Origin of the sequence: Roseovarius sp. THAF27 (assembly GCF_009363655.1) — a bacterium.
Classification (GTDB): domain Bacteria; phylum Pseudomonadota; class Alphaproteobacteria; order Rhodobacterales; family Rhodobacteraceae; genus Roseovarius.
Map to the genome: position 1 here is coordinate 957,547 of NZ_CP045393.1, position 22,088 is coordinate 979,634.

The window sequence follows — 22,088 nt, forward strand, 5'->3', positions numbered from 1 at the left end:
ATCCATGCACGTAGTAGCGAACGGCGGCTTCGAGCCCAAACCTCCCAAATGCTGCAGATGTACACGAACGGCTGCTATAGCCTTCGGAGCACTAAGTCGCTCGACCGGAAAAAACGACACTGGGCATAGGCAATTTGTAAATTCTCCCTGAAAGATACGGCGCTGTCACCTCGTCGACTTCCATTTGAATTGCCTTCTGAACATCCTGTTCCTGACGCTCCAAAATGAGTGGCACGCGAACACCGAACTTCATGAAGAAGTCAAAAAAGCTTGGACCCGGAGCGTGCAGAACATTCTCAACGATTTCGGATTTGATATTCGTGAAACCCACGCTTCTCATCATCTCAGAAACATTTGCTTCATCGGAGAGGATGTACGCGTTTGGTGCAGGGTCGGCACGCGACATGTCTGCATGTCGTCCCAAGACTTCGAACAAAAGCCTGTAGCATTCTGAACGGTCTGGCCCGAGCCATTGGCTGAACACAAACCTCCCATCCGGCTTGAGAACACGCCTTGCCTCAGACATGGCCTTCTTGGGGTCGGTAACGTGAAACAGAACTATGTTGCTTAGGACTGCGTCGAACGTTTCGTCCCGCGCAGGCAAATCCTCGACATCGGCCACGGCGAAATTGATGTCTGGGAACCGGTCTTTCGCTTGCTCGACCATTCCTTCCGAGAAGTCGATGCCTTCAACGTCTGCACCAAGAAGTTTTGCACTCGCTGCGACAAAGCCAGGTCCGCAGCCGGCGTCCAATACTTTTGCGCCTGGGAACAGCCTGGCGTGATCCAAAAGCTTCGGGATAGTCTGAAGTGTCGCGCGTGCTGTCGCGTCGCAGTAAACATGCGCGCGTTTTGACCACCCCTCGCGTTCGCCTTCCCTAAATGCAGAATAATCCATGAATTCTCCCTTGTTGCGAGGGACGCCAACACATTCCTTCGATAGTTGGCAACACCAAAACGGACCTTGGACATATCAGTGTTAGAATCCGCTCCGTCTCGCACAGCCGTCGCTCACGCGGGCCGCGGCGAAGGTTCGCGGAGAGCCCTTGAGGTATGCCAGGGCTCAATCGGCGACCACCGCGTCAACCTCGATCTCAACAAGCCATTCGGGATTCACGAAACGATTGATTGCCATGATTGTGTCAACGGGTCGCGCATCGAGACAGAAGAGCTTTCGCGCTTCTATAGCTTCTTTCCAGTTATCAATGTCAGTTAGGATGACCCGCGTCCTTACGATGTCTTGCAAACCGGAACCCGCATCTTCAAGTGCCGTCTTAATGATCTCAAAGCACTGTTTAGTTTGCTTAAAGACATTGCCGACGCCCACCGTATGACCATCTGCGCCGACTGGCGCTGTGCCACCGACCGCGATGAAGTTTCCCACTCGCACCGCGCGGCTGAACCCGACGATTTTCTCCATCGGGTTGCCGTTGGATATTAGTTCTCTCTGACGCGCCATAAGGTCTCCTCCCCTGAGTCTTTAGGAGGAAATTTACCAGATTGCTGCTTCCAAGTATTCATCGATGAAAGCCGGTCGATTTCCGCTTTGTCCCGCTGAGCGGCCATCTGTGCAAAACGCAGTGAACGACTATTTCCCGCCCATTTTTCGAGAGAGGCCAACGATCTCTGATAACAACCAAGTGCCCGGCAGCTTTGGTTTTGGTCAAGAACGATGAAGGCAAATCTCTCGTCCCTTCGCCTTCTCCGAGTGCAAAACAATCTCTGCTGCGGCGAAAATCGCTATGTTCTTGACCGGCTTACGGCCCTTGCAATCTACGCAGCATGTGTGTTGGGCCTCAACCGAAAAGTGTGCTCATGTGCTCTGGGGCACTATATGTCGACCTGCTGCAGCAATCGCTAAATAACTCAAAACTCCAATTCCTGTGTCTTGAAAGAGGTGAGGTTGCGTCTGAAGCTCCAAGGGAGTTTGCGCAGAGAAATCGCTCCGCATCCATTTTCGTTCTGATCCAGATGGCACTTATTCGGGGCGCTCGTGTCATTCCGGAAAACGGTGAGCGTCAATGTAGCTGTCGCCAACTACCCTGTCCTCGGCCATTGCCCGGGTATTGTGACCTGTGTCGGCATCACAAAAATATCCGAACCAAGGTTCCGCGTGTTCTGGCGGTAGCGCCCGTCGGACGGCACTAAGTCATCAATTCGGAGGCATGCATCTAAAAGGTGGCCAGCAACGGAGCAAGTCGGGTCTCTGATAAAGTTTTGGCAAGCGCTGGCTCCACAGAAACGCAGGAATCATCCGAACCCTTCCAGGTCGCTCCGCGACATTTACACAACCACCATCGACACGCGAGACTTACTGTTTCCCTGCAAAGCGAATCGTCGAGGGGCCACGGCCGGGGTTTCGAACCATCGCTATGAAAACTTGTTTCTGAAGGCGCGTGGCGAGAATGCCACACTTGGTATCCCGGGTTGGAGCCGTTTTCAGGGGAGCTACAGACTCGAAGAAAAAATTACTTCCGAGGGCGTTTCCAAGAATTCATCTTCGGATCAAAATATTCTATTTTGTATCAGTAGCTTGCATGAATTCGGAAAACTGCCTGGGTTCATTCTTCATTGGACGATAACGAATCTGGAAAACTTTTTTTGGCCAAAATCAGCTGTTGTCGGATGGGCCGCGGTGGGTAGTTTCTCGGCCTCAAGCGAAGGCTGAACGGTAGATCACACTGACCGGGACGCGAATTTCTCTTCGTGAAACAGGCAGTCAGCCAACCTTTCAGTCGAGCAAGCCGGAGCCCGGCAGGCGGCGCGAGGTCAAAACAATGAGGAGACAATCCATTAGAGTTCCCGAAACAGGATAGACCAAGAGACACCGCAGGCGGACACATCATGAAGCCTGCACCGGGAGCCAGCTGAAAAGTCGGGCTCCAGAAACGAAACCAGAAATCAGTATCGCAGCCGTTTGGCAGCGTCGGAGCGCATTCCGGCGAACGATACCGTCATGTCAATTAGGAGAAAGATCATGATGTACATGGTAGATGGCGGGCTTGTGATGCCCGAACGACTGAAGACGACCCGAAACATGGCAAAAGGCCGTCGCGAGCACTTCACCGGCCAATTCACCTTCGGGTCCGATGAAGGCCGGACCATGGACGTCGAGAGCAACACGGAACTCAACGTTGCTCTTGTGACCATTGCTCGACCCGATGTTGTCGATCTTGAGCACCAAGTCCCGTTCCAATGGGTAAAGCCTGACGGCAAACCCGCGACCCATCACTTCGATTTCCGTGTCGTGATGGTAGATGGCAAGCGCCGAGCGATCATGGTCAAGTCTGAGTATCGCCGCCGGCAGACCAAGGTGCAGGACGAGTTGGCTCAGATCGCGGCCCAGGTCACGCCGGACTTCGCCGACGAAGTGGTCGTCATGTCTGAACGTGACCTGGATCCGATCGAGCTTTTTAACGCCGAGATCATGCACGAGATGCGCCGGCCCGACCCCGAGGCCGACGCAAGCGCCCGCAGTGTTGTCGGTGAGATTGTCGCCTCGGTCCAAATCATGGACCTGGTCGAGGCAGTCGGCCTCGGCGCACGCGGCTTCCGGGCGTTAGTTCGCCTGATCCGCTCTCATGAACTCCAACTCATCGACAAGGTGCGTATCGCTCACGAGGCCTACGTGCGCAGGAGAATCCAGAAATGATTGCGACCAAACCCAGCCCAGTTCAGCCCAAATTTTCGTTTTCCGAGTACGATGGCATCATCATCGGGGGGCAGCCTTATCGCTTTTTCGAAGCACGCGAGGATGGTCACATCTTCGTCTCTACGACAGGCAATGGGCTCCCTCAGGTCATGACCAACGCCGAGATCAGCCGTTACCTTTCGGTCGGCAATTTCGAGTACACGCCGAACCAATATCAACCTGAGCACCTTCGTCAGCGAATTCTGCCTGATGGAGCGCTCCTTTCCCTCAAAGACGCGAAGGCAAAGCGGAAGGCTGCGATGCGCCTGGCGACGGTTCAAGCCTTCCGGGAACTGTTGGATGACGAAACCAAGAACGTCGTTCGGAACGCGGCATCCGTTCAACCTTTCCTGCGAGAAATCAAGCTGCGTGCCGGGGAAATACTGGCGGAAGGTCAACCTGAAGACGGTAGCGATAGTCTATTTGTGCCGAAAAAGCTCGGCGCGAAGACTGTTCTCGATTGGGAACGGAAAGAGCGGCGCTTCGGTCTGGCAGGTCTATACGACAGGATCTCTGAGCGCGGCAATCGGGACCGTCGAATGTCTGCTGACGAACTCATGGTCATGGGTAAGGTCGTGGGCAAGTATCTCAACGACCAGCGTCCGTCGCAGGGCCTCATCTTCGAGGAGGTCAAAACCGCATTCCTCGCAGAGAACGAACGGCGCCGGGCCGCATACGAGCCGGAAATCGTCTGCCCGTCCCGTGAAACCGTGCGGCAGGCTATCCGGAAGCTCAATCCCTTCGACATGACCCTGACCCGGTATGGTCGTGAAGCGGCGAACCGGCAGTTCGCCCCGGTCGGCATGGGGCTCGATATCACGCGCCCGATGCAGCGTGTCGAATTTGATGAGTGGCCCGTCGATGCCATCACCCTCATGTCGGAAGGTGGCCTGTTCCATCATCTGACCGAGGAGGAAAAGAAAGCACTCGGTCTCGACAAGAAAAAAGCGCGCTGGTGGATCACTGTGGCTATCTGCTGCGCGACTCGCTGTATCGTGGGAATGGTCATTTCTCGACAGCCGAACTCACAGAGCGCGCTTCGGGTCATCGAGATGATGATGCGCGACAAAGGGGTATGGGGAGACGCTTGCGGCGGCCTCACGCCATGGAACCAGTTTGGTTGGCCTTCGGTCATCGTGACCGACTGTGCGAGCTACAACCTCTCAAGCCTGATCCAGGCGAGGATTTCGGATCTGGGGATTACCTTTGGGTATTCACCGGCGGGAAATCCGAGAATGAAAGCGCGTATCGAGCGAGCCTTTGGAACTTTCGCCACTCAACTGATGCCGCGCCTAAGCGGCCGTACTTTCAGCAACAGCGTCGAGCGGGGCGAATACGATTCTGTGAGCCGCGCGGCATTGAACCCAGAAGAGTTTTGTTCGGTTCTCGTTCGCTATGTTGTTGACGTCTACCATCGCACGCCGCACAGCGGGCTGAATGGTGAGACGCCGCTGGGCTGTTGGAACCGGCTCGTCGAAAAATTTGGCGTTCAGCCGCCTCCAGACCTCGGACGCCGTCGCCTGATTTTCGGCAGTGAACGGGAACGGACCGTGACGCGGCAGGGGATCACCATCCTGGGGATCCGTTATCACTCAGAAGTCCTGGCCCGGTTCATGACGAGGGCGCACGAGCGCAAGGTGTCGGTTCGGTGGTATTCCGAAGATATCGGCGCCATCTGGGCCGAATTGAACGGACGCTGGTTCGAGATCCCCGCCGTGTTCGATCGATATCACGGCGTCTCTGCTCAGGAATGGCTTCACGCCGCTGAAGAGCTCCGGGCTCAAAACACCCGCGACGCCGAGGTGGACTTCGCGGTCGTCCGCCAAGCGCTCGACTACATCAAGGAAACCAATAGCGCTGCCATGACCCGTGTCGGGCTCATCGTGGAAGACTGGTCCGAGAAGCGTATCGACTACGAGGAAGATCGCCTGTTCATTGGATTCAACACTTCGGAAACCGAGCAAGAAAACCCCTATAGCGGGGAGCGGAATGAATGGGGAACGCGCCTTCCCACGGCTGTCTCATCTCCCTCGGACGACACTGCCGATGAGAACCACGCCAGTGCAAAAGATTCTGCTTCCGGCAATTTCGGCCCGATCCAATTTTCCGATCATCAGCCTGACGATGATGCCGATGCGGCTGATGTCGGCAACGATTGGACCCTGGAGGACGAATGACCATGAGTGCATCAGATCTCAACATCAACTTGAAACTCGCAGCCGTGGATCGGCTGCGAGACAAGTATCTCTCAACCCCGCGGGACGCTCAGTTCCGGAGCTACCTGGACCGGCTGCTGCAGCGCGATGAGCAGGGTAACCTGCTCCCGAAGCCCCGCCTTTTCAACAAGGCCGGCGACACACGCGGCATCGCGGTCGTGGAGCCCGCCGGCGGAGGAAAGACCTCGCTGGTCCTTCATGGCCTCAAGACCCATCCGGCGCTGCAGCCGCGCGATGCGGTGCATCAGCCGTGGATCGGCGTCCGGGTGCCCAGCCCGGCCACGGCCAAAAGCCTCGCGATCGAGATCCTCAACGCAAGTGGCTATCCTTCCGTTTCCCGATCGCTCACCGAGGACGACATCATGAACAAGGCGCGGAAGCATTTCAAAGTGCGTGGTACCGCCATCCTCTGGATTGACGAGGCGCACGACATGTTTGGCGCTGGCAGCAAATTTAAGGCCGACGTGTTCCAGAAGACCTTCCGTAATCTCATGCAGGGGGAAGGCGCGGTCAGCGTCGTAATGAGTGGCATCGAAAGCCTCTGGCAGATCGCGTCATGTGATGAGCAGGTCTCTCGCCGCTATTGGCGGCTGCCCCTGGCGGATGTTTCTCCGCATTCCGACCGCAAGGCCCTGAACAAGGTCATTGCCAGTTTCTGCAAAACTGTTGGCCTACGTCCGCCTTCGGACGAGGACTTGGTGGACCGGCTCGTACATGCCAGCCGCAACCGTTTCGGTCGCTGCATCGAGAACATCCTCGCAGCACTTGAGTCGGCGGCCCTGGACGGTGCCAATGAATTGACCATCAACCATTTCGCCGAGAGCTGGGGCATGCAGGAAGGCTGCAGCATGGGCCAGAACGTCTTTCTCGCTCGCCATTGGGCCAAAATTGATCTGGGCGAAAAGCAATTGTTTGAGCAGGGCGTGCGCTGATGCTGGCCCCTCATTTTCCTTTCGATGCCCAAGAGAGTCCGCTGTCTTATGCCGCACGTTTGGCTATGCTACATACCGAGGATCCCGTGGTCTCGCTCCTTCGCGATTTCGAAATCCGGCCTGAAAAAATGGCGATCAACGATGAGACGGCGCTCCGCCGTCTGGCCGATATCGCCGGGGTTGCCGTTGGAGATCTGCGCGCCAACGCGGCTATCCCCGTCGGGACACGGACCTACGATCTCCGGGGTGAGTTGGTTACAGCGGAGTTCCTCGCCAACCCGTACACGGTCTTCTGCCCGGCGTGCCTGGCGGAGGACGATCAAGCCGGCTTGCGCCGTGGACGCTGGGTTTGGACGCTTTCCGTCGTTCGCACATGTCCGCAGCACGAAATCCCGCTCCTGCGTCAGGCACCTCTTGCCTGGGATGACAAATTTCATGAACTTGATCGCCTGGTGCCCGAACGCGGCGATGAACTTCAGGCGATGATAGAAAGGGCAGGGCAACGATCGGTCTCGCCTCTTCAGGATTATGTAGTGCGCCGCCTCGATGGGAATGCTGGACCGAAATGGTTGGACGCACAGACACTTGATCAGGCGACCCGTTCAACGGAACTCTTGGGCGTGCTGCTCGCCCACGGGCCGGCCCAAAAACTCCCGGATCTGACGTCGGACCACTGGGATCACGCGGGGCGCGTTGGCTTCGAATTCACGTCGCGTGGCGAGGTAGGCATTCGGGAAGCGCTCATGGCGCAATTCCGTAAGTTTGACGATGCGACTGGCACACCAGGGGCACGAAAGATCTTCGGGTGTTTCTACAACGCCATGGCGCATTCAAAGTCGCTCAAGGACCCAGGTGATATAGCAAGGATCTTCCGAGAGGTGATCACGGAAAACATTGCACTTCCGGCCGGATACAAGGTGCTCGGCGTCGAGCTCACTGAGCGTCGCCTTCACACGGTCGCGTCCTTGGCCAGAGAGCAGGACCTTGACCCGCGCACACTCAGCCACGTTTTGGTGGCCGCAGGAGTGATCCCTGAGAAGCCACCCGCACATTACCCGATCCCAGTTGGTCAGGGCAGGGAAGTTGCAAGCGGCGTCAAACGCACCGTCAACGTGATTTCACTGTGTAAAGAAGTGAATTGCACCCGACCAATCGTCGATCAGCTTTTTGCTGAAAGATTAATCACACCCATTTTTTATGGGAGGCCGGGCGCGAAGGGGCGTACCCAGAAAGCCGTGGACCGCGAGGAGATTGCCATGCTGGTTGGCAAACTGCATGCGGTATCGGCCACACGAGATACCGAGACGGATGATCTGGTGCCGGTTTCGAAAGCCGCGGAGAAGGCCAAGGTGTCGGCAGTCACCGTTTTGCATATGATCTTGGGCGGTTTTCTCGATCGCACCGTACGCTTGGCTGGTCAGAACGGGATTGGTGCGCTTCGGGTCGATCCTCTTGAGGTCAAACGGCATGCTGGATTCTGCACACCTGGCCTATCGCCGTCAGAGGCATTCGGGGCGTTGAAGATCCCGAGGGGCATTGGCTGGTGCTTGGTGGACCGATACCCAAAAGAGGTGAGCCTCGCCATCAATTGGGTCGTATGCCCTCCGGGTGGTCATAGGATACCGCGGTTCGATCCTGCAATTGTGACTGATTTCAAATCCCAGTTTACACATACAGCGAGGATCGCGCAAAAGTATGACCTGCAGATCGGGGAGGTCATTGGTCGGTTGAAACGGTCGGGCGTTCGCCCCGTGGTGACCAAGTCCGAGATCGGCTTGGACTACTATCGTGTCGACGGTTTGGAAACCAGATTATTCGCTTAACATAACGGGCCTTACCGGCCCGTTATCGTGTCGATTTTTGAAGGCCGCCCGCAGGGGCGGTCTTTTTTTGTCTGATGCGTTCGGGTATGAATACGCCCCGATGTCGAGTTCCGGCAGCAAATAATCGGCCGCAGCGACCTTCGAAATTAGGCGTCTTATGCTTGTCGAAAATGGACGTCATAAGCTTGGAGAATGGACGAGTCCGTGGCCGCCATCTGATGTGGGTCTAATGAAATCAGTAGCTTAGGATTCGGCGGTGGCCAAGTAATGCTTGCTGCGACACGCGCGCCCCGGCGTGAGGACCGCGCCCGCGCGCTGCTTGCTTTCCGATTTTTGAGCCGGAGCCGCGGGAGGCCGGGACCCGGTCTAGACACCCATGGCCGCAAGCACCCGGTCGGGCAGGGCGGGGAAGTCGTAGACGCGATGGCCGGTGGCGTGTGCGATGGCGTTGAGGACGGCGGCGCCGGCGCCGGAGATGCCCAGCTCGCCGATGCCCTTGGTCTGGATCGGGTTGGCCCAGTCGTCGCGTTCGTCCAGGAACACGACCTGCATGTCGCCGGGCACGTCGGCATGGGCCGGAACGTGGTAGTTGGCAAGATCGCGGGTCACGACATGGCCGTCGCGCGGGTCGGACTGCATGTCTTCGGTCAGGGCCGAGCCGATGCCCCAGATCATGCCGCCCAGGGCCTGGCTGCGGGCGGTTTTCTCGTTGAGGATGCGGCCCATGGCGATGACGCCCAGCATGCGCCGCACGCGGACCTCGCCGGTCCATTCGTTGACCGCAACTTCGGCGTAATGGGCACCGAAACCGGCGGAGAAATGGCTTTCGGCGGTCTTGCCGCTTTCGATGGTCGCCTCGGCCAGGATCTCGTCGGTGACGAGGTCCGACAGGGCGGCGTCCTGGTTGTCGCCGCGCGCGCGGCCGTCCTGCAGCGTCAGGGCGTCCTCGGCGCAGCCCAGGCGCTGGGCGATCTGCGCGCGCAGCTTTTTGGCCGCGAGGAAGGTGGCCGAGCCGGCGGAGCTGGCGCCGAAGGAGCCGCCCGAGCCTGCGGCACCGGGCAGGTCGGAATCGCCCAGGCGCACGTCGACCTGCGCGGGCGGAAGGCCCAGCATTTCGGCGGTGATCTGCGCCAGGATCGCGTAGGTGCCGGTGCCGATATCGGTCATGTCGGTTTCGACGATGGCCCGGTCGCCGGTCAGGCGGACGCGGGCGGAGGACTGGATCAGCATGTTGAGCCGGGCCGCCGACGCCAGGCCCATGCCGATCAGCCAGTCGCCTTCGCGGCGCGTGCCGGGCGCCCAGCGATCCGACCAGCCGAAGCGTTCGGCGCCGTCGGTCAGGCAGTCGGCCAGACGCGTGGCGCTGTAGGGCAGGTCGTTCATCGGGTGCGTCTGCGGCAGGTTGTCCAGCCGCAAGGTCAGCGGGTCGACGCCCAGGGTGTCGGCCAGTTCGTCTATCGCGGCCTCAAAGGCGAGCATCCCCACGGCCTCGCCGGGGGCGCGGACCGAGCCTGCGGGCGTGGCGGCGATGCGGGCGACGGTCTGGGTGAAGCTGAGACCCTTTGCGGCGTAGAGGAACTGCGAGGCCTGGCTTGTCGGCTCGGCGAAGCCTTCGTCGTCGAGGTTCGAGACGCGGTCATCGTGCGAGATCGCGGTGATCCGGCCGTCCGAGGTGGCGCCGAGGCGCAGGTGCTGTTCGGTTTCCGAGCGGCGCAGCACGGCGTCGAAGACGGTCTGGCGGGGCATGACGACGCGCACCGGGCGGCCCAGCTTCTGCGCCGCGACGGCGGCCGCGACGGCCTCGGGGCCGATGCCGAGCTTGGAGCCGAAGCCGCCGCCCACATAGGGCGACAGGATGCGGACCTGCGACGGGTCGATGCCCAGGGAATCCGCCAGCTCCTGCTTGTTGAAGCGGACCATCTGGAGCGCGCTGCGCAGGGTGAGCCTGTCACCGTCCCATTCCGCGATGGCGGCGTGGGGTTCCATCGCCGCGGAGACATGCGAGGGGGTGGTATAGGTGCGGTCGACCTTTGCATCGGCGGAGGCCCATGCGGCGTCGAAATCGCCTGCCGTCTCGGGGTCGCCGGTCTCGGTCTGCATGGGCGCGTCGGGTGTGACCTTGGCCTCGGTGGTTTCGTACTGCACCTCGAGGCGCTGGGCGCCGTCGCGCGCGGCCTCGAAGCTTTCGGCGACCACCAGCGCGATGGGCTGGCCGTGGTAGTGCACCGCGTCGCCGGGCTGAACCGGGGCGGCGCCTGCCATTCCTTGCGCGGGGTTGCGGGTGAGGCGCGCATCGGTGATCACGTCGATCACGCCGTCGATGGCGAGTGCGGCGTCGCGGTCCATGCCGGTGACCTTGCCGCGTGCGATGGTGGCGCGCACGAGGGCGCCGTGGACCATGCCGGCGACGGTGTGATCGGCGGTGTAGGCGGCGGAGCCGGAGACCTTCAGCGGGCCGTCGGGGCGGTCCATCGGCGTGCCGATCACGCCCTGTTTCGTCTCGTCCAGCAGGCGGGGCTGGGGGCTGTCCATTGTGAAGTGGTCTTTCATGCCGCGCTCCTTGCGATGTCTGTGCCCTTGGGGTCCGACAGGCCGGTCAACTGACGCATCGTGGCGATGAAGGTGCGGCGCAGGAGAGTGCGCTTGTACGCGGTGTCGGGATGCGGGGCCGGGTCGACGGTCAGGACGTCCGCTGCGCGTTCGAAAAGGTCGGTCGATGCAGTCTGGCCGGTCAGCATCCCGGCCACGTCGTCGTTCATCCACGGGTGCGGCGCGACGCTGCCGTAGGACAGGCTGAGATCGGTGATGGTGTCGCCGTCCATGTGCACGGAGCCCGCGACGGAGACCAGCGCGAAGGCATAGGAGGCGCGGTCGCGCACCTTGCGATAGCATTGCCGGCTGCCGGCGCGGGGCGCGGGCAGGATGACGGCCGTCACGAGATCGCCGTCATCGAGCGCGGTTTCGATATCCGGGCGGTCGCCCGGACCGCGGTAGAAGTCGTGCAGCGGCACGCGGCGGGTCGCGCCGTCGGGGCCGTGGATCTCGACCTCGGCCTGCAGGGCGCTGAGCGCGACGGCCATGTCGGACGGGTGCGCGGCGAGGCAGTGTTCGGACGTGCCGAACAGCGCCAGCATGCGCCCCGCGCCGCCCTGGGCGGCGCAGCCCGCGCCGGGGCTGCGCTTGTTGCAGGGCTGCGAGGTGTCGTAGAAATAGGGGCACCGGGTGCGCTGAAGTAGGTTGCCGCCGGTGGTGGCCTTGTTGCGGATCTGGGCAGAGGCCCCGGCGAGGATCGCGCGGGAGAGCAGCGGCCAACCTGCGCGGATGCGCGCGTCATGGGCCAGCGCGGTGTTGGTGACGAGCGCGCCGATGCGCAGGCCGTCGCCGTCGGCGGTGATGTCGGACAGACCCTCGAGCCGGGTGATATCGACGAGCGTGGAAGGCGTGACCACCTGGATCTTCATCAGGTCCAGCAGGTTGGTGCCGCCGGCGATGATCTGCCCCGCGGTGGCGTCGCTGAAATCGGTGGCGCGGTGATAGTCGAACGGTCTCATGTGTCAGCCTTTGCTGCCATGGCGATGGCTTCGCGGATCAGGGGATAGGCGGAGCAGCGGCAGAGGTTGCCGGACATGCGCTCGGCCATCTCGGGATCGGAGAGGTCGGGCGTGCCGAGATCGTCGCTGACGTAGGAGGGTGCGCCGTCGGCCATTTCGCGCAGCATGGCGGTGGCCGACATGATCTGGCCGGGGGTGCAGTAGCCGCATTGGTAACCATCCATTTCCACGAAGGCCTTCTGCAGGGCCGAAAGACGTTCCGGCGTGCCGATGCCTTCGATGGTGGTGATCTCGTCGCCGTCATGCATCGCGGTGAGGCAGAGGCAGGAATTCACCCGCTCACCGTTCAGCAGGACGGTGCAGGCGCCGCATTGCCCGTGATCGCAGCCTTTCTTGGTGCCTGGCAGGCCGAGATCGTCGCGCAGCGTGTCGAGGAGCGTGCGGCGCGGATCATGCTCTACCTCGTGGGACTGGTCGTTGACGGTGAGGGTCGTCTTCATGGGGATCTCCGCGATCGCAGGGGCAGGGTCGCGGCCCCGGGGGGCGGGCCGCCTTTCACTGCCAACCGTTGCGGCGCCGGTCTGTTCCATGGCGGCGGCGATAGAGGCCCGGCTGCGCGGAACGGTCGCGCCACGGGGCGGAGTGGGCGGGAGGCGGCGGGATAGGGCGGGCCGCGTTCATCGAGAAGCGCCGGCCGCAGTTGAAGGACCGGCAGGGGCGCTTCCGTCTAGTCCCCGGACCCGGGCTTGAAGGACGCGGCGGACTGGTTGAACAGGATGCTGTTGTTGTCGACCCGGTGCCGCCCGCCATTCTGTTCGGACTTGTGCAGGTCGATGGCGCGTTGCACGGCCGGTCTTTGCTTGATCCGCGCGCGCCAGTCGGCCACGCGGGGGAAGGCATCGAGCGAGGCCCCCAGGGGTTTGGCGATGAAGGCCCAGGGAAAGGCCAGCATGTCGGCGATGGAATAATCGCCCAGGATGTAGTCGCGGGTTTCCAGCCGCGCCTCGAGCACGCCGAGGTTGCGGTCGTATTCGCCGAGGTAGCGCTTGAAGCCGTAGTCGCGCTCGTCCTCGGGCGCGTAGTTGCGGAAATGGCTGAGTTGGCCGCCCATCGGCCCCTGGTTGCCGACCTGCCAGAAGAGCCACTCCATCAGCTCCTTGCGGGCGCGCAGGTCGGTTTCCGGCGGGGCGAACCGGCCCACCTTGTCGGCAAGGTAGAGCAGGATCGCGCCGGATTCGAAGACCGGCACGGGCGCGTCGCCCCAGCCCTCGCCCGGCGCGTGATCGACGATGGCGGGCATCTTGGCATTGGGGCTGATTTCAAGAAAGCCGGGAGCGAACTGGTCGCCCTCGCTGAGGCGCATCAGGACGGGGCGGTAGTCGAGGCCGGTTTCCTCGAGCATGATGGCGGCCTTCCAGCCGTTGGGGGTGGGGGCGTAGTAGAGGTCGATCATGCGGTGGGGTCCTGTGTGTCGGTGGCGACGCCGTCCGTTATCATGGCGTCGATCTCGGGCTCGGCATAGCCCGCCTCGGCCAGAACGGCGCGGGTGTCCTCGCCCAGCCGCCGGGCGGGTGCGGGGCGGTCCGTGGGGGTGGCCGAGAACCGCGCGGGCGTGCGGGCCTGGCGCAGCGGGCCGGCCTGGGGGTGGCCCTGTTCGAGGATGATGCCGTTGGCTGCGACCTGCGGGTGGGCGTAGACCTCGGCCCGGGTCAGGACCGGGGCGCAGGGCACGTCATGGGTGCCGAGACGCTCCATCCAGTTGGTGGTGGTGTCCGTCAGCAGCGCCTCCTGCGTCAGTTCCAGGCGGGCGGGCTTGTTCTCTTCGCGGGCCGCGACGGTGGCGAAGCGCGGGTCGTCCAGCCAGTCGGGCCGGTTCACCGCGGCTGCCAGCCCCGCCCAGGTGCTGTCGGTATGGGCCGAGACGGCCATCCAGCCATCGGCGGTCTGGTAGATCAGTTCCACGAAGGTCTGCGCATCGGCGCTTTTCTCGGGCGTCACCTCGTCGCCGATGAAGGTATAGCCGGCCATGTCGGAACTCCACAGGAACGCCAGGACCGTGTCCAGCATGGAGATCTGCACGTGGCTGCCCTGGCCGGTGCGGCTGCGGGCGAGAAGGGCGGCGGTGATGCTTTGGGCGGTCTGGATCGCGGTCAGCTTGTCGGGCAGGATGGTGCGGACCAGCCGGGGGCGGGCGGCATCGGCGCCGCCCTGCACGCTGGCCAGACCCGAGAGCGCCTGGATGAGCGGGTCGTAGACGGGTTTGCCGGCCCAGTCGCCCTGAAACCCGAAACCGGCGATGGAGGTGTAGATGATGTCGGGGCGCACGGCGCGCACCGCGTCCTCGCCCAGCCCGATCCGCTCGGCCACGCCGGGGCGGAAGTTCTGCACGAAGACATCCGCCGTCCGGCAGAGGCGCAGCGCGGCCGCGACGCCGCGCGGATCCTTGAGGTTCAGGGTGACGGATTTCTTGCCGCGGTTGTTGTTGAGGAACGAGGCCGAGAAGCCGCCGCGCCGCCCGGTCACCTGTCGGCTGTGGTCGCCGCCCCTGGGGTGCTCGATCTTGATCACCTCGGCGCCCTGGTCGGCCAGCGTCATCGTGGCCAGCGGGCCAGAGATCATGGTGGTCAGGTCGATCACCCGAAAGCCGTTGAGCGGTCCTGGCATGTGGTCGGTCTCCGTCTGGGCGCGTGGCGGCGCCGGGATGCAAAGGATAGCGCGCGGGCGCGGATCGTCGCGTCGGTGACGGCCCGGGCCGGGGCGGTGGCCCCGCGAAACCGCTAAAGCGAGGCGGCGGCGCGGCTGGCCTGGTCGTACTGGCCCGAGAGGCCGCGCAGGATGCGGGCGATCTCGCGCAGTTCCTCACCGCTGAGGCCGGTGCCGCCGGAGGCGTCCAAAAGGCACTGACGGCGCACGTCGCGGTAGGACTGGCAGAGGTCGCTGCCCGCGTCGGAGGTGCGATAGAACACTTCCTTGCCGCGCTTTTCGGACACGATCAGCCCCGCCTTGGACAGCTTTCGCAGGGCGTAGTTGACGGTGTGCGTGTCCTCGATGTTGAGCAGGAAGCAGATGTCGGACAGGCGCTTGTCGCGGTTGCGGTGGTTGGTGTTGTGCAGAATCAGGATGTCGAGCGGGTTGAGTTCGCCCTGGCCCGCGGCGGCCATGCAGCGGGTCATCCAGCGGGAGAACGCGTTGTAGGCGATGATCAGGCCGAATTCAAACTCCGAAAGTTCCCAACCTTCTCCTTCGGCCAGGTGGCGCGAGGAGACGATGCGGCGGTTTTCCGGTTGGGATTTTTCCATTCTGCGGCCTCTCATTCTTTGGCGAAACGCTGGCATTTCGTTGACTTTTTCACATTTTGATGTGCCGCGCAATTCTTCCGGTCCGGGGCGTTTCCGCGGCTCCGGCACGGTGTCGAACCTTGCGGGGGCTGCGCCTGAAAAACACCGTAGGTGACAAAACGTTGACAAATTGCAAACGTATCGTCAATATTCCGTCATTGAATAAGTCACAGGGAGAAACGTGATGACACTGATGAAGACACTGGGCGGCGCGGCGGTTGCCGTGGCGGCGCTGGCCCTGCCGATCAAGGCCGAGACGTGGGACATGCCGACGCCCTATCCGGATGCCACGTTCCACACGGTCAACATCGCGGAGTTCGCCAAGGACGTCGAAGAGGCGACCGGCGGCGATCTGGCGATCAAGGTCCATTCCGCGGGCTCGCTGTTCAAGCACCCCGAGATCAGCAAGGCCGTGCGCAGCGGGCAGGTGCCGGCGGGCGAGTTCTTCCTGTCGCTGCTGGCCAACGACAACCCGGTCTTCGGGGCGGATTCGCTGCCCTTCCTGGCGACCAGCTATGACGAGGCGCAGGCGCTGTGGGCCGCGCAGGAAGAGGTGATCACGCAGCTGCTGGACGAGCAGGGGCTGATGCCGCTTTACGCCGTGCCGTGGCCGCCGCAGGGGCTCTATACCACGAAGGAGATCACGTCGGTCGATGACCTGGCGGGCCTGAAGTTCCGCACTTACAATGCCACGCTGGAGCAGTTCGCGAACCTCGCGGGCGCCGCGCCGACGCAGGTGGAAGTGCCGGACATTCCGCAGGCCTTCAGCACAGGGCGCGTCGAGGCGATGATCACCTCGCCCTCGACCGGGGTGAATTCCAAGGCGTGGGATTTTCTGACGCATTACACCGACATCCAGGCGTGGATTCCGAAGAATATCGTCGTGGTGAACAAGCGGGCCTTCCGCCGTCTGGACGAGGACACGCAGACCGCCGTGCTTGAGGCCGCCGAGGCCGCCGAGGCGCGCGGCTGGGAGATGAGCAAGTCGGAAGCCGAGGAGATGACGCAGGTCCTGAAGGACAACGGCATCACCGTGGTCGAGCCGTCAGAGGAGCTGACCACCGGCCTGCAGGAGATCGGTGCGCAGATGCTGGAGGCGTGGAAGGAAGAGGCCGGCGAGACCGGGCAACAGCTTCTGGACGCCTACGAAGGCTGACGCAGGCAGACCGGCCCGAGGTGCGCGCCAAGACGCGCCCGGGCCATCCATCATCCGACAGGGAGACACCTCATGCGGCGCGTTCTTGACACGCTTTACCGTGCGGCCGGCGGGCTGGCGGCGCTTTTCATCCTCGCCATCGTCGTGCTGGTCTTTGCGCAGGTGGGGCTGAACCTTGCCGACAAGATCACCGTCGGTCTGACGGGCAAGGGGCTGGGGGTCACCATCCCGTCCTATGCCGATTTCACCGGGTTCTTCCTGGCCGCCGCGAGTTTCCTGGCGCTGGCCTATACGCTGCGGGCCGGCGGGCACATCCGGGTGTCGCTGGTCACGCAGGCGCTGGGGGAGCGCAGCCGCCACGCGTTGGAGGTTCTCGTCACCGCGATCGGCCTGGGCATGTCGGGCTTTGCCGCGTGGTACATGATCCTGCTGGTGCTGGAGTCGCATGAGTTCGGCGACAAGAGTTCCGGCATGGTGTCGGTGCCGCTGTGGATTCCGCAGGTGCCGGTGGCGCTGGGGTTGATCATTCTTGCCATCGCGCTGGCCGACGAGCTTGTCGGGCTGCTGCGCGGACGCTCTGCCAGCTGGACCGGCAAGGGCGAAAACCTGCTCAAGGAGTGAGGTACGCCCATGTCCGTCACGGTTCTTTCGATCATCCTGCTGGTCCTGCTGTTCGCGTTTCTGGGCGCGGGGTTGTGGGTGGCCTTTGCCCTTCTGGGCGTGGGCATCGCCGGAATGGCGCTGTTCAGCGATGCGCCCTTGGGCCTGGTCATGGCGACCACGCTTTGGGGGCATGGCAACAACTGGGCGCTGGCCGCGCTGCCGCTGTTCATCTGGATGGGCGAGATCCTGTTCCGCTCTCGGCTGTCGGATGACATGTTCGCGGGGCTGTCGCCGTGGATGAACCGGCTGCCGGGGCAGCTTTTGCACGTCAACGTCTTTGCCTGCGGGATCTTCGCCGCGGTCTCGGGATCGTCCGCGGCCACGGCGGCGACCATCGGCAAGCTGTCGATCCCCGAGCTGACGCAGCGCGGCTATCCCGAAAAGATGGTGATCGGCACGCTGGCCGGCTCGGCCACTTTGGGGCTGCTGATCCCGCCGTCGATCATCCTGATCGTCTATGGCGTTGCGACCGAGCAATCCATCGCGCGGCTGTTCGTGGCGGGCGTGTTGCCCGGCGTACTGCTGGTGGGGCTGTTCCTTGGCTACGTGATCCTGTGGGCAATGGTGAACCGCGCGCGGCTGCCCGACGAGTCGCTGGCGGTAAGTTTCATGGAGCGGTTGCGCCGGTCGCGGCGGCTGATCCCTGTGATGCTGCTGATCCTCGGCGTGATCGGGTCGATCTATGCCGGGCTCGCCTCGCCCACGGATGCGGCGGCGGTGGGCGTGGTCCTGGCGCTGATCCTGTCGTGGAGCACCGGCACGCTGACGAAACAGAGCTTCATCGACGGGCTGATGGGGGCGACGGTGACATCGTGCATGATCGCCTTCATCCTGGCGGGCGCGTCGTTCCTGACGGTGGCGATGGGGTTCACCGGCATTCCGCGCATCCTTGCGGAATGGATCGGGTCGCTGGACTTGTCGACCTTCACGCTGCTGGCGGCGCTGACGGTTTTCTTCGTCATCATGGGATGTTTCCTGGACGGGATTTCGGTGGTGGTGCTGACCGCGTCCGTCATCATGCCGATGGTGACCGAGGCCGGGATCGACCCGATGTGGTTCGGCATCTTCCTGGTGATCGTGGTGGAGATGTCGCAGATCACGCCGCCCGTTGGCTTCAACCTGTTCGTGCTGCAATCGCTGACCGGGCGCGACATCCTTTATGTCGCCAGGGCGGCCTTGCCGTTCTTCATGCTGATGGTGGCGGCGCTGGTGATCATCTCGGTCTTCCCGTCCATCGTCACCTTCCTGCCGGGGCAGATGTAGGATGAGCGACACGGGCACAGAGCGGCAGGAGGCCGCGTCGGACTGGCCGAAGATCCGCACCGTCGGGGTGGACGGGATGCTGGTCAGCTTTGGCGACCGTCTGAGCGAGCCGGCGAACCGCGCGGCGCTGGCGTTCCGCGCCGCGCTGGACCGGGCCGCGCCCGAGGGGGTGGAGGAGACGTCGACATCGCTGGTCTCGGCCTATGTCCGGTTCAACCCGGTGCACCGGGATCACGCGGGCCTGCGCGCCGACCTCGATGCGCTGGTGCAGGAGCGCGACTGGTACGAGGCCGACCTGCCGCAGGGGCGGCGGGAATGGCGCATTCCGACGGTCTTTGGCACGGATCTTGCGCCCCAGTTGGACGAGGCCGCAGAGGCGGCGGGGATGACGGCGGAAGAGGCGATTGCCTCGATCTCGGAGACCGTCGTGCGGGTGCAGACCATCGGCTTTGCCCCCGGTCAGCCCTATCTGGGCGAGCTTGCGCCGGAATGGGACATCCCGCGCCAAAAGGCCCTGACCGAGCGCATTCCCGAGGGCGCGCTGGCGGTGGCGATCCGGCAGTTGGTGCTTTTCTCGGTCTCCACCCCGACCGGGTGGCGGCATGTCGGTCAGACCGGGTTTCGGCTGTTCCGGCCCGAGGCCGAGACGCCCTTCGTGTTGCGGCCCGGCGATGCGGTGCGGTTCGAGCCGGTCTCGCGGGAGCGGTTCGAGGCGATGAAGGACGACCCCGATGGCGGCGCGCGCGCGAAGGAGCTGACATGAGCCGGGCGCTGATCGTGCGCCGCGCGGGGCCGGGCCTGACGCTGCAGGATCGGGGGCGGCCGGGCTATATGGGCTTCGGTCTGTCGCCGGGGGGGGCTGCCGACCGGCTGGCGCTGGCCGAGGGCGCGGCGCTGTTGGGTCAGGACGACGGGTTGGCGGCGCTGGAGATGGCCGGGATGGGCGGCGAGTTCGAAGCGGAGAGCGACATGCGCATTGCCCTGACCGGCGCGCCGATGCGGGCGGCCATCGACGGCACAAGGGTGGCCTGGCACGCCAGCCACGCGTTGCCCGCCGGGGCGCGGCTGACCATCGGCGGGGCCGAGGCGGGCAGTTACGGCTACCTGCATGTGGGCGGCGGTTTTGGCGGCGATGTGCGGCTCGGGTCGCGCAGCGTGCACGTGGCGAGCGGGCTGGGACAGGCGGTGGAGTCCGGGGCACGGCTGGAGATCGGTGAAGAGACCGCGCCGGCGGAGGTGAACCGGCTGCTGCCCGTCGCGCCGCGGTTCGAGGGCGGCACGGTGCGCGTCGTGCCGAGCCTGCAGACGGATTTCTTCGACGCCGACCAGATCGAGCGGTTCGAGACGACCCGGTTCAAGCGCGATGCGCGGGGCAGTCGAATGGGCGTACGGCTGGATTTCGACGGCGAGGGCTTTCACAGCGATGCGGGCCTGAGCGTGTTGTCAGAAGTCGTGGTGCCGGGGGATATCCAGATCACCGGCGACGGCGCGCCTTTCGTGCTCTTGGGCGAATGCCAGACGACGGGGGGGTACCCGCGTATCGCCTCGGTACTGCCCTGCGACCTGCCGACGGTGGTGCAGGCCACGCCGGGCACGGCGCTGCGGTTCCGCTTCGTGACGCTGGAAGAGGCGGTGGAGGCCGAGCGCCGCGCCGCCGCGCATCGCAACGGGCTGCGATCGGCGCTGACACCGCTGGTGCGCGACCCGCATAACATCAGAGACCTGCTTGCCTATCAGCTGATCAGCGGGGCGACGGCGGGACGGGAACTGGAGGAGACCTGACATGACGGGAACGGTGGATCTGAACGCAGATATGGGCGAAAGCTTTGGCCCCTGGGTGATGGGAAACGACGCGGCGGTGCTGGAGATCGTGACCTCGGCCAACATCGCCTGCGGCCAGCACGCGGGCGACTGGGACGTGATGGCCGGGACCATGCGCGCGGCGGCGGAGCGCGGTGTCGGGATCGGGGCGCATCCGGGCTTTCCCGACTTGCAGGGCTTCGGGCGGCGGCGGATGACCCTGCCGGCGGAGAGCCTTGGCAACCTGGTGCGCTATCAGCTGGGCGCGGCGCTGGGCATGGCGCGGGCGGAAGGCGCCGAGGTGCGGCACCTGAAGCTGCACGGGGCGCTGGCCAACATGGCGTCGGAGGACAAGGCGGTGGCGCGGGCCTGTTACGAGGCGGCGCTGTCGGTCGCGCCGGAGCTGATCGTCATGGTGCTGGCGGGCACGGCGCAGCAGGAGGCGGTGGCCGAGCTGGGCTGCCGCGCGGCCTGCGAGATCTTTGCCGACCGCGCCTATAACGACGACGCGACGCTGGTCGACCGTAGCCAGCCGGGGGCCGTCATTCACGACCCCGAGGCCGCCGCGGCGCGAATGGTCGAGATGGTGGGCGCAGGCGCGATCATCACCGAAAGCGGCAAGCGCATTCCCACCCGGATCGACACGATCTGCCTGCATGGCGACACGCCCACCGCCGTCGACATCGCGCGCCATGTCCGGCAGGCGCTGAAAGCCGCCGGAACGGAGTTGAAGGCCTTCGCGGGCGAGCCGGTTTCGGCGTGAGGCGGTCGACAGCCTGCGCCTAGAGCTGCTCGACCTCGAAGGTCCAGGCGCCGGGCGGCATCTCGTTGCGGACCAGCTGCGCGATGCGCGGGTCGATCTGATCGGGCTTCAACAGCCCGCATTGCGCCATCGCGCGGCGCGGATCGACATTCTGCCCCAGGTAGTCGAGCACGACGCGCGAGGCGGCGGGCTTGCGCCCCAGCCGCAGCGGGCCGCCGGTCTGCACGCCGAGCAGATAGTCGATGCCCGCGCTGTAGGTCGGGTAGAGGATCATCTGGGTGATCGAGGAGGACAGCGTGGTCTCGTTTTCCACGACATTGATGCGCTCCCCGAGGAAGAACACCAAACCTTCGTACTTGTGGACCTCGCGCGCGCCGCCCTGCGGACCCGCGTCGCGTTCGATGTTCTTCCACAGGTAGTAGCCGTCCTTGCGGGTCATCCTGGCGTAGGACCGCATGATGCAGCCGGGATTGCTGAACGAATGGAAGTACCTGAAATAGCTGCCGCAATAGCGCTCCAACGGCCCAGAGAACTGGTTGAGGCGGCGCAGCGTGGGGCCGACGGGTGTGGCCTCGACCTCGCCGCCGGGCAGGCGGCGCAGGGCGATCAGGTCGGCAAAACGCGCAGGTTCCATCAGCAGCTCGCCTTCGGTCACACCGAAGAATTCGCAGATCTTTCGCATGTTGTGCCGCGACGGGCGCACGCGGCCGGAAAGGTACTTGTTGAACTGTTGCCGGTTGATGCCGATCCGGCGGCAGATATGCGCGATGGAGGGCAGAAAGGTGCAGGCGAAGGTGAGATTGGTGGAGAGGGGGTCGGAGGTCATGAACTGACGCTACCTGACGCACTTTTTATGTCAACATGCGTCATGAAGCGAAATTGTGACGACGCC

19 protein-coding genes are annotated in these 22,088 nt (G+C 63.5%); 10 read left to right on the top strand and 9 right to left on the bottom strand.

The genetic code is table 11. The annotated features are described in order from the left end of the window. Nucleotides 1-91: 91 nt before the first annotated feature. On the bottom strand, nucleotides 92-898 hold the full coding sequence (locus FIU89_RS04860; RefSeq protein WP_152491549.1) for a class I SAM-dependent methyltransferase: 807 nt from the start codon (nucleotides 896-898) through the stop codon (nucleotides 92-94). A 165-nt stretch (nucleotides 899-1,063) separates the two neighbouring features. After that, entirely contained in the window at nucleotides 1,064-1,459 is a 396-nt protein-coding gene (locus FIU89_RS04865) for a RidA family protein (protein WP_254701794.1), read from the bottom strand. A 1,518-nt stretch (nucleotides 1,460-2,977) separates the two neighbouring features. On the opposite strand from FIU89_RS04865, the gene FIU89_RS04870 reads away from it, so the two are divergent. From FIU89_RS04870 to FIU89_RS04885, 4 genes are read left to right on the top strand one after another with little or no spacing between them, the layout of a single operon-like run. Then, complete coding sequence (locus tag FIU89_RS04870; protein WP_152491550.1) at nucleotides 2,978-3,652, top strand: hypothetical protein; 675 nt, start codon at nucleotides 2,978-2,980, stop codon at nucleotides 3,650-3,652. Further along, nucleotides 3,649-5,868, top strand: a complete 2,220-nt coding sequence (locus FIU89_RS04875; RefSeq protein WP_152491551.1) for a Mu transposase C-terminal domain-containing protein — start codon at nucleotides 3,649-3,651, stop codon at nucleotides 5,866-5,868. The genes FIU89_RS04870 and FIU89_RS04875 overlap by 4 nt, the downstream gene beginning before the upstream one ends. After that, nucleotides 5,865-6,839: a TniB family NTP-binding protein gene (locus FIU89_RS04880; protein WP_152491552.1), complete on the top strand. Its 975-nt coding sequence runs from the start codon at nucleotides 5,865-5,867 to the stop codon at nucleotides 6,837-6,839. The genes FIU89_RS04875 and FIU89_RS04880 overlap by 4 nt, the downstream gene beginning before the upstream one ends. Further along, nucleotides 6,839-8,662 (top strand): TniQ family protein, encoded by a 1,824-nt coding sequence (locus tag FIU89_RS04885; protein ID WP_152491553.1) that lies wholly within the window; start codon nucleotides 6,839-6,841, stop codon nucleotides 8,660-8,662. The genes FIU89_RS04880 and FIU89_RS04885 overlap by 1 nt, the downstream gene beginning before the upstream one ends. Before the next feature lie 366 nt (nucleotides 8,663-9,028). Here FIU89_RS04885 and FIU89_RS04890 read toward each other — a convergent pair whose 3' ends face one another. From FIU89_RS04890 to FIU89_RS04915, 6 genes are all read right to left on the bottom strand, one after another. Beyond that, nucleotides 9,029-11,212: a xanthine dehydrogenase family protein molybdopterin-binding subunit gene (locus FIU89_RS04890; protein ID WP_152491554.1), complete on the bottom strand. Its 2,184-nt coding sequence runs from the start codon at nucleotides 11,210-11,212 to the stop codon at nucleotides 9,029-9,031. Next, complete coding sequence (locus tag FIU89_RS04895) at nucleotides 11,209-12,213, bottom strand: xanthine dehydrogenase family protein subunit M (RefSeq protein ID WP_152491555.1); 1,005 nt, start codon at nucleotides 12,211-12,213, stop codon at nucleotides 11,209-11,211. Before FIU89_RS04895 ends, FIU89_RS04890 begins: the two co-directional genes overlap by 4 nt. Continuing rightward, nucleotides 12,210-12,713 carry a (2Fe-2S)-binding protein gene (locus FIU89_RS04900; RefSeq protein WP_152491556.1) on the bottom strand — a complete coding sequence of 168 codons (504 nt, stop codon included), beginning with the start codon at nucleotides 12,711-12,713 and terminating at the stop codon, nucleotides 12,210-12,212. The genes FIU89_RS04895 and FIU89_RS04900 overlap by 4 nt, the downstream gene beginning before the upstream one ends. 227 nt (nucleotides 12,714-12,940) lie before the next feature. Then, on the bottom strand, nucleotides 12,941-13,666 hold the full coding sequence (locus tag FIU89_RS04905) for a glutathione binding-like protein (protein ID WP_152491557.1): 726 nt from the start codon (nucleotides 13,664-13,666) through the stop codon (nucleotides 12,941-12,943). Then, entirely contained in the window at nucleotides 13,663-14,877 is a 1,215-nt protein-coding gene (locus FIU89_RS04910; RefSeq protein ID WP_152491558.1) for a CaiB/BaiF CoA-transferase family protein, read from the bottom strand. Before FIU89_RS04910 ends, FIU89_RS04905 begins: the two co-directional genes overlap by 4 nt. Nucleotides 14,878-14,990: 113 nt before the next feature. Then, nucleotides 14,991-15,512, bottom strand: coding sequence for a winged helix DNA-binding protein (locus FIU89_RS04915; RefSeq protein WP_152491559.1), 522 nt, complete (start codon nucleotides 15,510-15,512; stop codon nucleotides 14,991-14,993). A 223-nt stretch (nucleotides 15,513-15,735) separates the two neighbouring features. Between FIU89_RS04915 and FIU89_RS04920 the strand changes: the two genes are divergently transcribed. The 6 genes from FIU89_RS04920 to pxpA all read left to right on the top strand — a co-directional run bounded on the left by FIU89_RS04920 (nucleotide 15,736) and on the right by pxpA (nucleotide 21,196). Then, nucleotides 15,736-16,707, top strand: coding sequence for a TRAP transporter substrate-binding protein (locus tag FIU89_RS04920; RefSeq protein ID WP_152491560.1), 972 nt, complete (start codon nucleotides 15,736-15,738; stop codon nucleotides 16,705-16,707). Between the two features lie 72 nt (nucleotides 16,708-16,779). Then, nucleotides 16,780-17,328, top strand: a complete 549-nt coding sequence (locus FIU89_RS04925; RefSeq protein WP_152491561.1) for a TRAP transporter small permease — start codon at nucleotides 16,780-16,782, stop codon at nucleotides 17,326-17,328. 9 nt (nucleotides 17,329-17,337) lie between these two features. After that, the gene (locus FIU89_RS04930; protein WP_152491562.1) at nucleotides 17,338-18,633 is read left to right on the top strand and encodes a TRAP transporter large permease; all 1,296 of its coding nucleotides are present in this window, start codon (nucleotides 17,338-17,340) and stop codon (nucleotides 18,631-18,633) included. Between the two features lies 1 nt (nucleotide 18,634). After that, nucleotides 18,635-19,396, top strand: a complete 762-nt coding sequence (locus FIU89_RS04935) for an allophanate hydrolase subunit 1 (RefSeq protein WP_152491563.1) — start codon at nucleotides 18,635-18,637, stop codon at nucleotides 19,394-19,396. Next, the gene (locus FIU89_RS04940; RefSeq protein WP_152491564.1) at nucleotides 19,393-20,415 is read left to right on the top strand and encodes a biotin-dependent carboxyltransferase family protein; all 1,023 of its coding nucleotides are present in this window, start codon (nucleotides 19,393-19,395) and stop codon (nucleotides 20,413-20,415) included. Before FIU89_RS04935 ends, FIU89_RS04940 begins: the two co-directional genes overlap by 4 nt. A gap of 1 nt (nucleotide 20,416) precedes the next feature. Beyond that, nucleotides 20,417-21,196: a LamB/YcsF family protein gene (gene pxpA / locus FIU89_RS04945; protein ID WP_152491565.1), complete on the top strand. Its 780-nt coding sequence runs from the start codon at nucleotides 20,417-20,419 to the stop codon at nucleotides 21,194-21,196. 19 nt (nucleotides 21,197-21,215) lie between these two features. On the opposite strand, the gene FIU89_RS04950 is transcribed toward pxpA, so the two are convergent. Further along, complete coding sequence (locus tag FIU89_RS04950) at nucleotides 21,216-22,022, bottom strand: helix-turn-helix transcriptional regulator (protein WP_152491566.1); 807 nt, start codon at nucleotides 22,020-22,022, stop codon at nucleotides 21,216-21,218. Nucleotides 22,023-22,088: the final 66 nt, after the last annotated feature.

What these genes read in the sequence shown, in the direction of transcription:
- pxpA (WP_152491565.1), top strand. Translation starts at nt 20,417, where the DNA reads ATGACGGGAACGGTGGATCTGAACGCAGATATGGGCGAAAGCTTTGGC.
- FIU89_RS04925 (WP_152491561.1), top strand. Translation starts at nt 16,780, where the DNA reads ATGCGGCGCGTTCTTGACACGCTTTACCGTGCGGCCGGCGGGCTGGCG.
- FIU89_RS04895 (WP_152491555.1), bottom strand. Translation starts at nt 12,213, where the DNA reads ATGAGACCGTTCGACTATCACCGCGCCACCGATTTCAGCGACGCCACC.
- FIU89_RS04935 (WP_152491563.1), top strand. Translation starts at nt 18,635, where the DNA reads ATGAGCGACACGGGCACAGAGCGGCAGGAGGCCGCGTCGGACTGGCCG.
- FIU89_RS04920 (WP_152491560.1), top strand. Translation starts at nt 15,736, where the DNA reads ATGACACTGATGAAGACACTGGGCGGCGCGGCGGTTGCCGTGGCGGCG.
- FIU89_RS04910 (WP_152491558.1), bottom strand. Translation starts at nt 14,877, where the DNA reads ATGCCAGGACCGCTCAACGGCTTTCGGGTGATCGACCTGACCACCATG.
- FIU89_RS04905 (WP_152491557.1), bottom strand. Translation starts at nt 13,666, where the DNA reads ATGATCGACCTCTACTACGCCCCCACCCCCAACGGCTGGAAGGCCGCC.
- FIU89_RS04900 (WP_152491556.1), bottom strand. Translation starts at nt 12,713, where the DNA reads ATGAAGACGACCCTCACCGTCAACGACCAGTCCCACGAGGTAGAGCAT.
- FIU89_RS04930 (WP_152491562.1), top strand. Translation starts at nt 17,338, where the DNA reads ATGTCCGTCACGGTTCTTTCGATCATCCTGCTGGTCCTGCTGTTCGCG.
- FIU89_RS04890 (WP_152491554.1), bottom strand. Translation starts at nt 11,212, where the DNA reads ATGAAAGACCACTTCACAATGGACAGCCCCCAGCCCCGCCTGCTGGAC.
- FIU89_RS04885 (WP_152491553.1), top strand. Translation starts at nt 6,839, where the DNA reads ATGCTGGCCCCTCATTTTCCTTTCGATGCCCAAGAGAGTCCGCTGTCT.
- FIU89_RS04880 (WP_152491552.1), top strand. Translation starts at nt 5,865, where the DNA reads ATGACCATGAGTGCATCAGATCTCAACATCAACTTGAAACTCGCAGCC.
- FIU89_RS04865 (WP_254701794.1), bottom strand. Translation starts at nt 1,459, where the DNA reads ATGGCGCGTCAGAGAGAACTAATATCCAACGGCAACCCGATGGAGAAA.
- FIU89_RS04940 (WP_152491564.1), top strand. Translation starts at nt 19,393, where the DNA reads ATGAGCCGGGCGCTGATCGTGCGCCGCGCGGGGCCGGGCCTGACGCTG.
- FIU89_RS04870 (WP_152491550.1), top strand. Translation starts at nt 2,978, where the DNA reads ATGATGTACATGGTAGATGGCGGGCTTGTGATGCCCGAACGACTGAAG.
- FIU89_RS04915 (WP_152491559.1), bottom strand. Translation starts at nt 15,512, where the DNA reads ATGGAAAAATCCCAACCGGAAAACCGCCGCATCGTCTCCTCGCGCCAC.
- FIU89_RS04875 (WP_152491551.1), top strand. Translation starts at nt 3,649, where the DNA reads ATGATTGCGACCAAACCCAGCCCAGTTCAGCCCAAATTTTCGTTTTCC.
- FIU89_RS04860 (WP_152491549.1), bottom strand. Translation starts at nt 898, where the DNA reads ATGGATTATTCTGCATTTAGGGAAGGCGAACGCGAGGGGTGGTCAAAA.
- FIU89_RS04950 (WP_152491566.1), bottom strand. Translation starts at nt 22,022, where the DNA reads ATGACCTCCGACCCCCTCTCCACCAATCTCACCTTCGCCTGCACCTTT.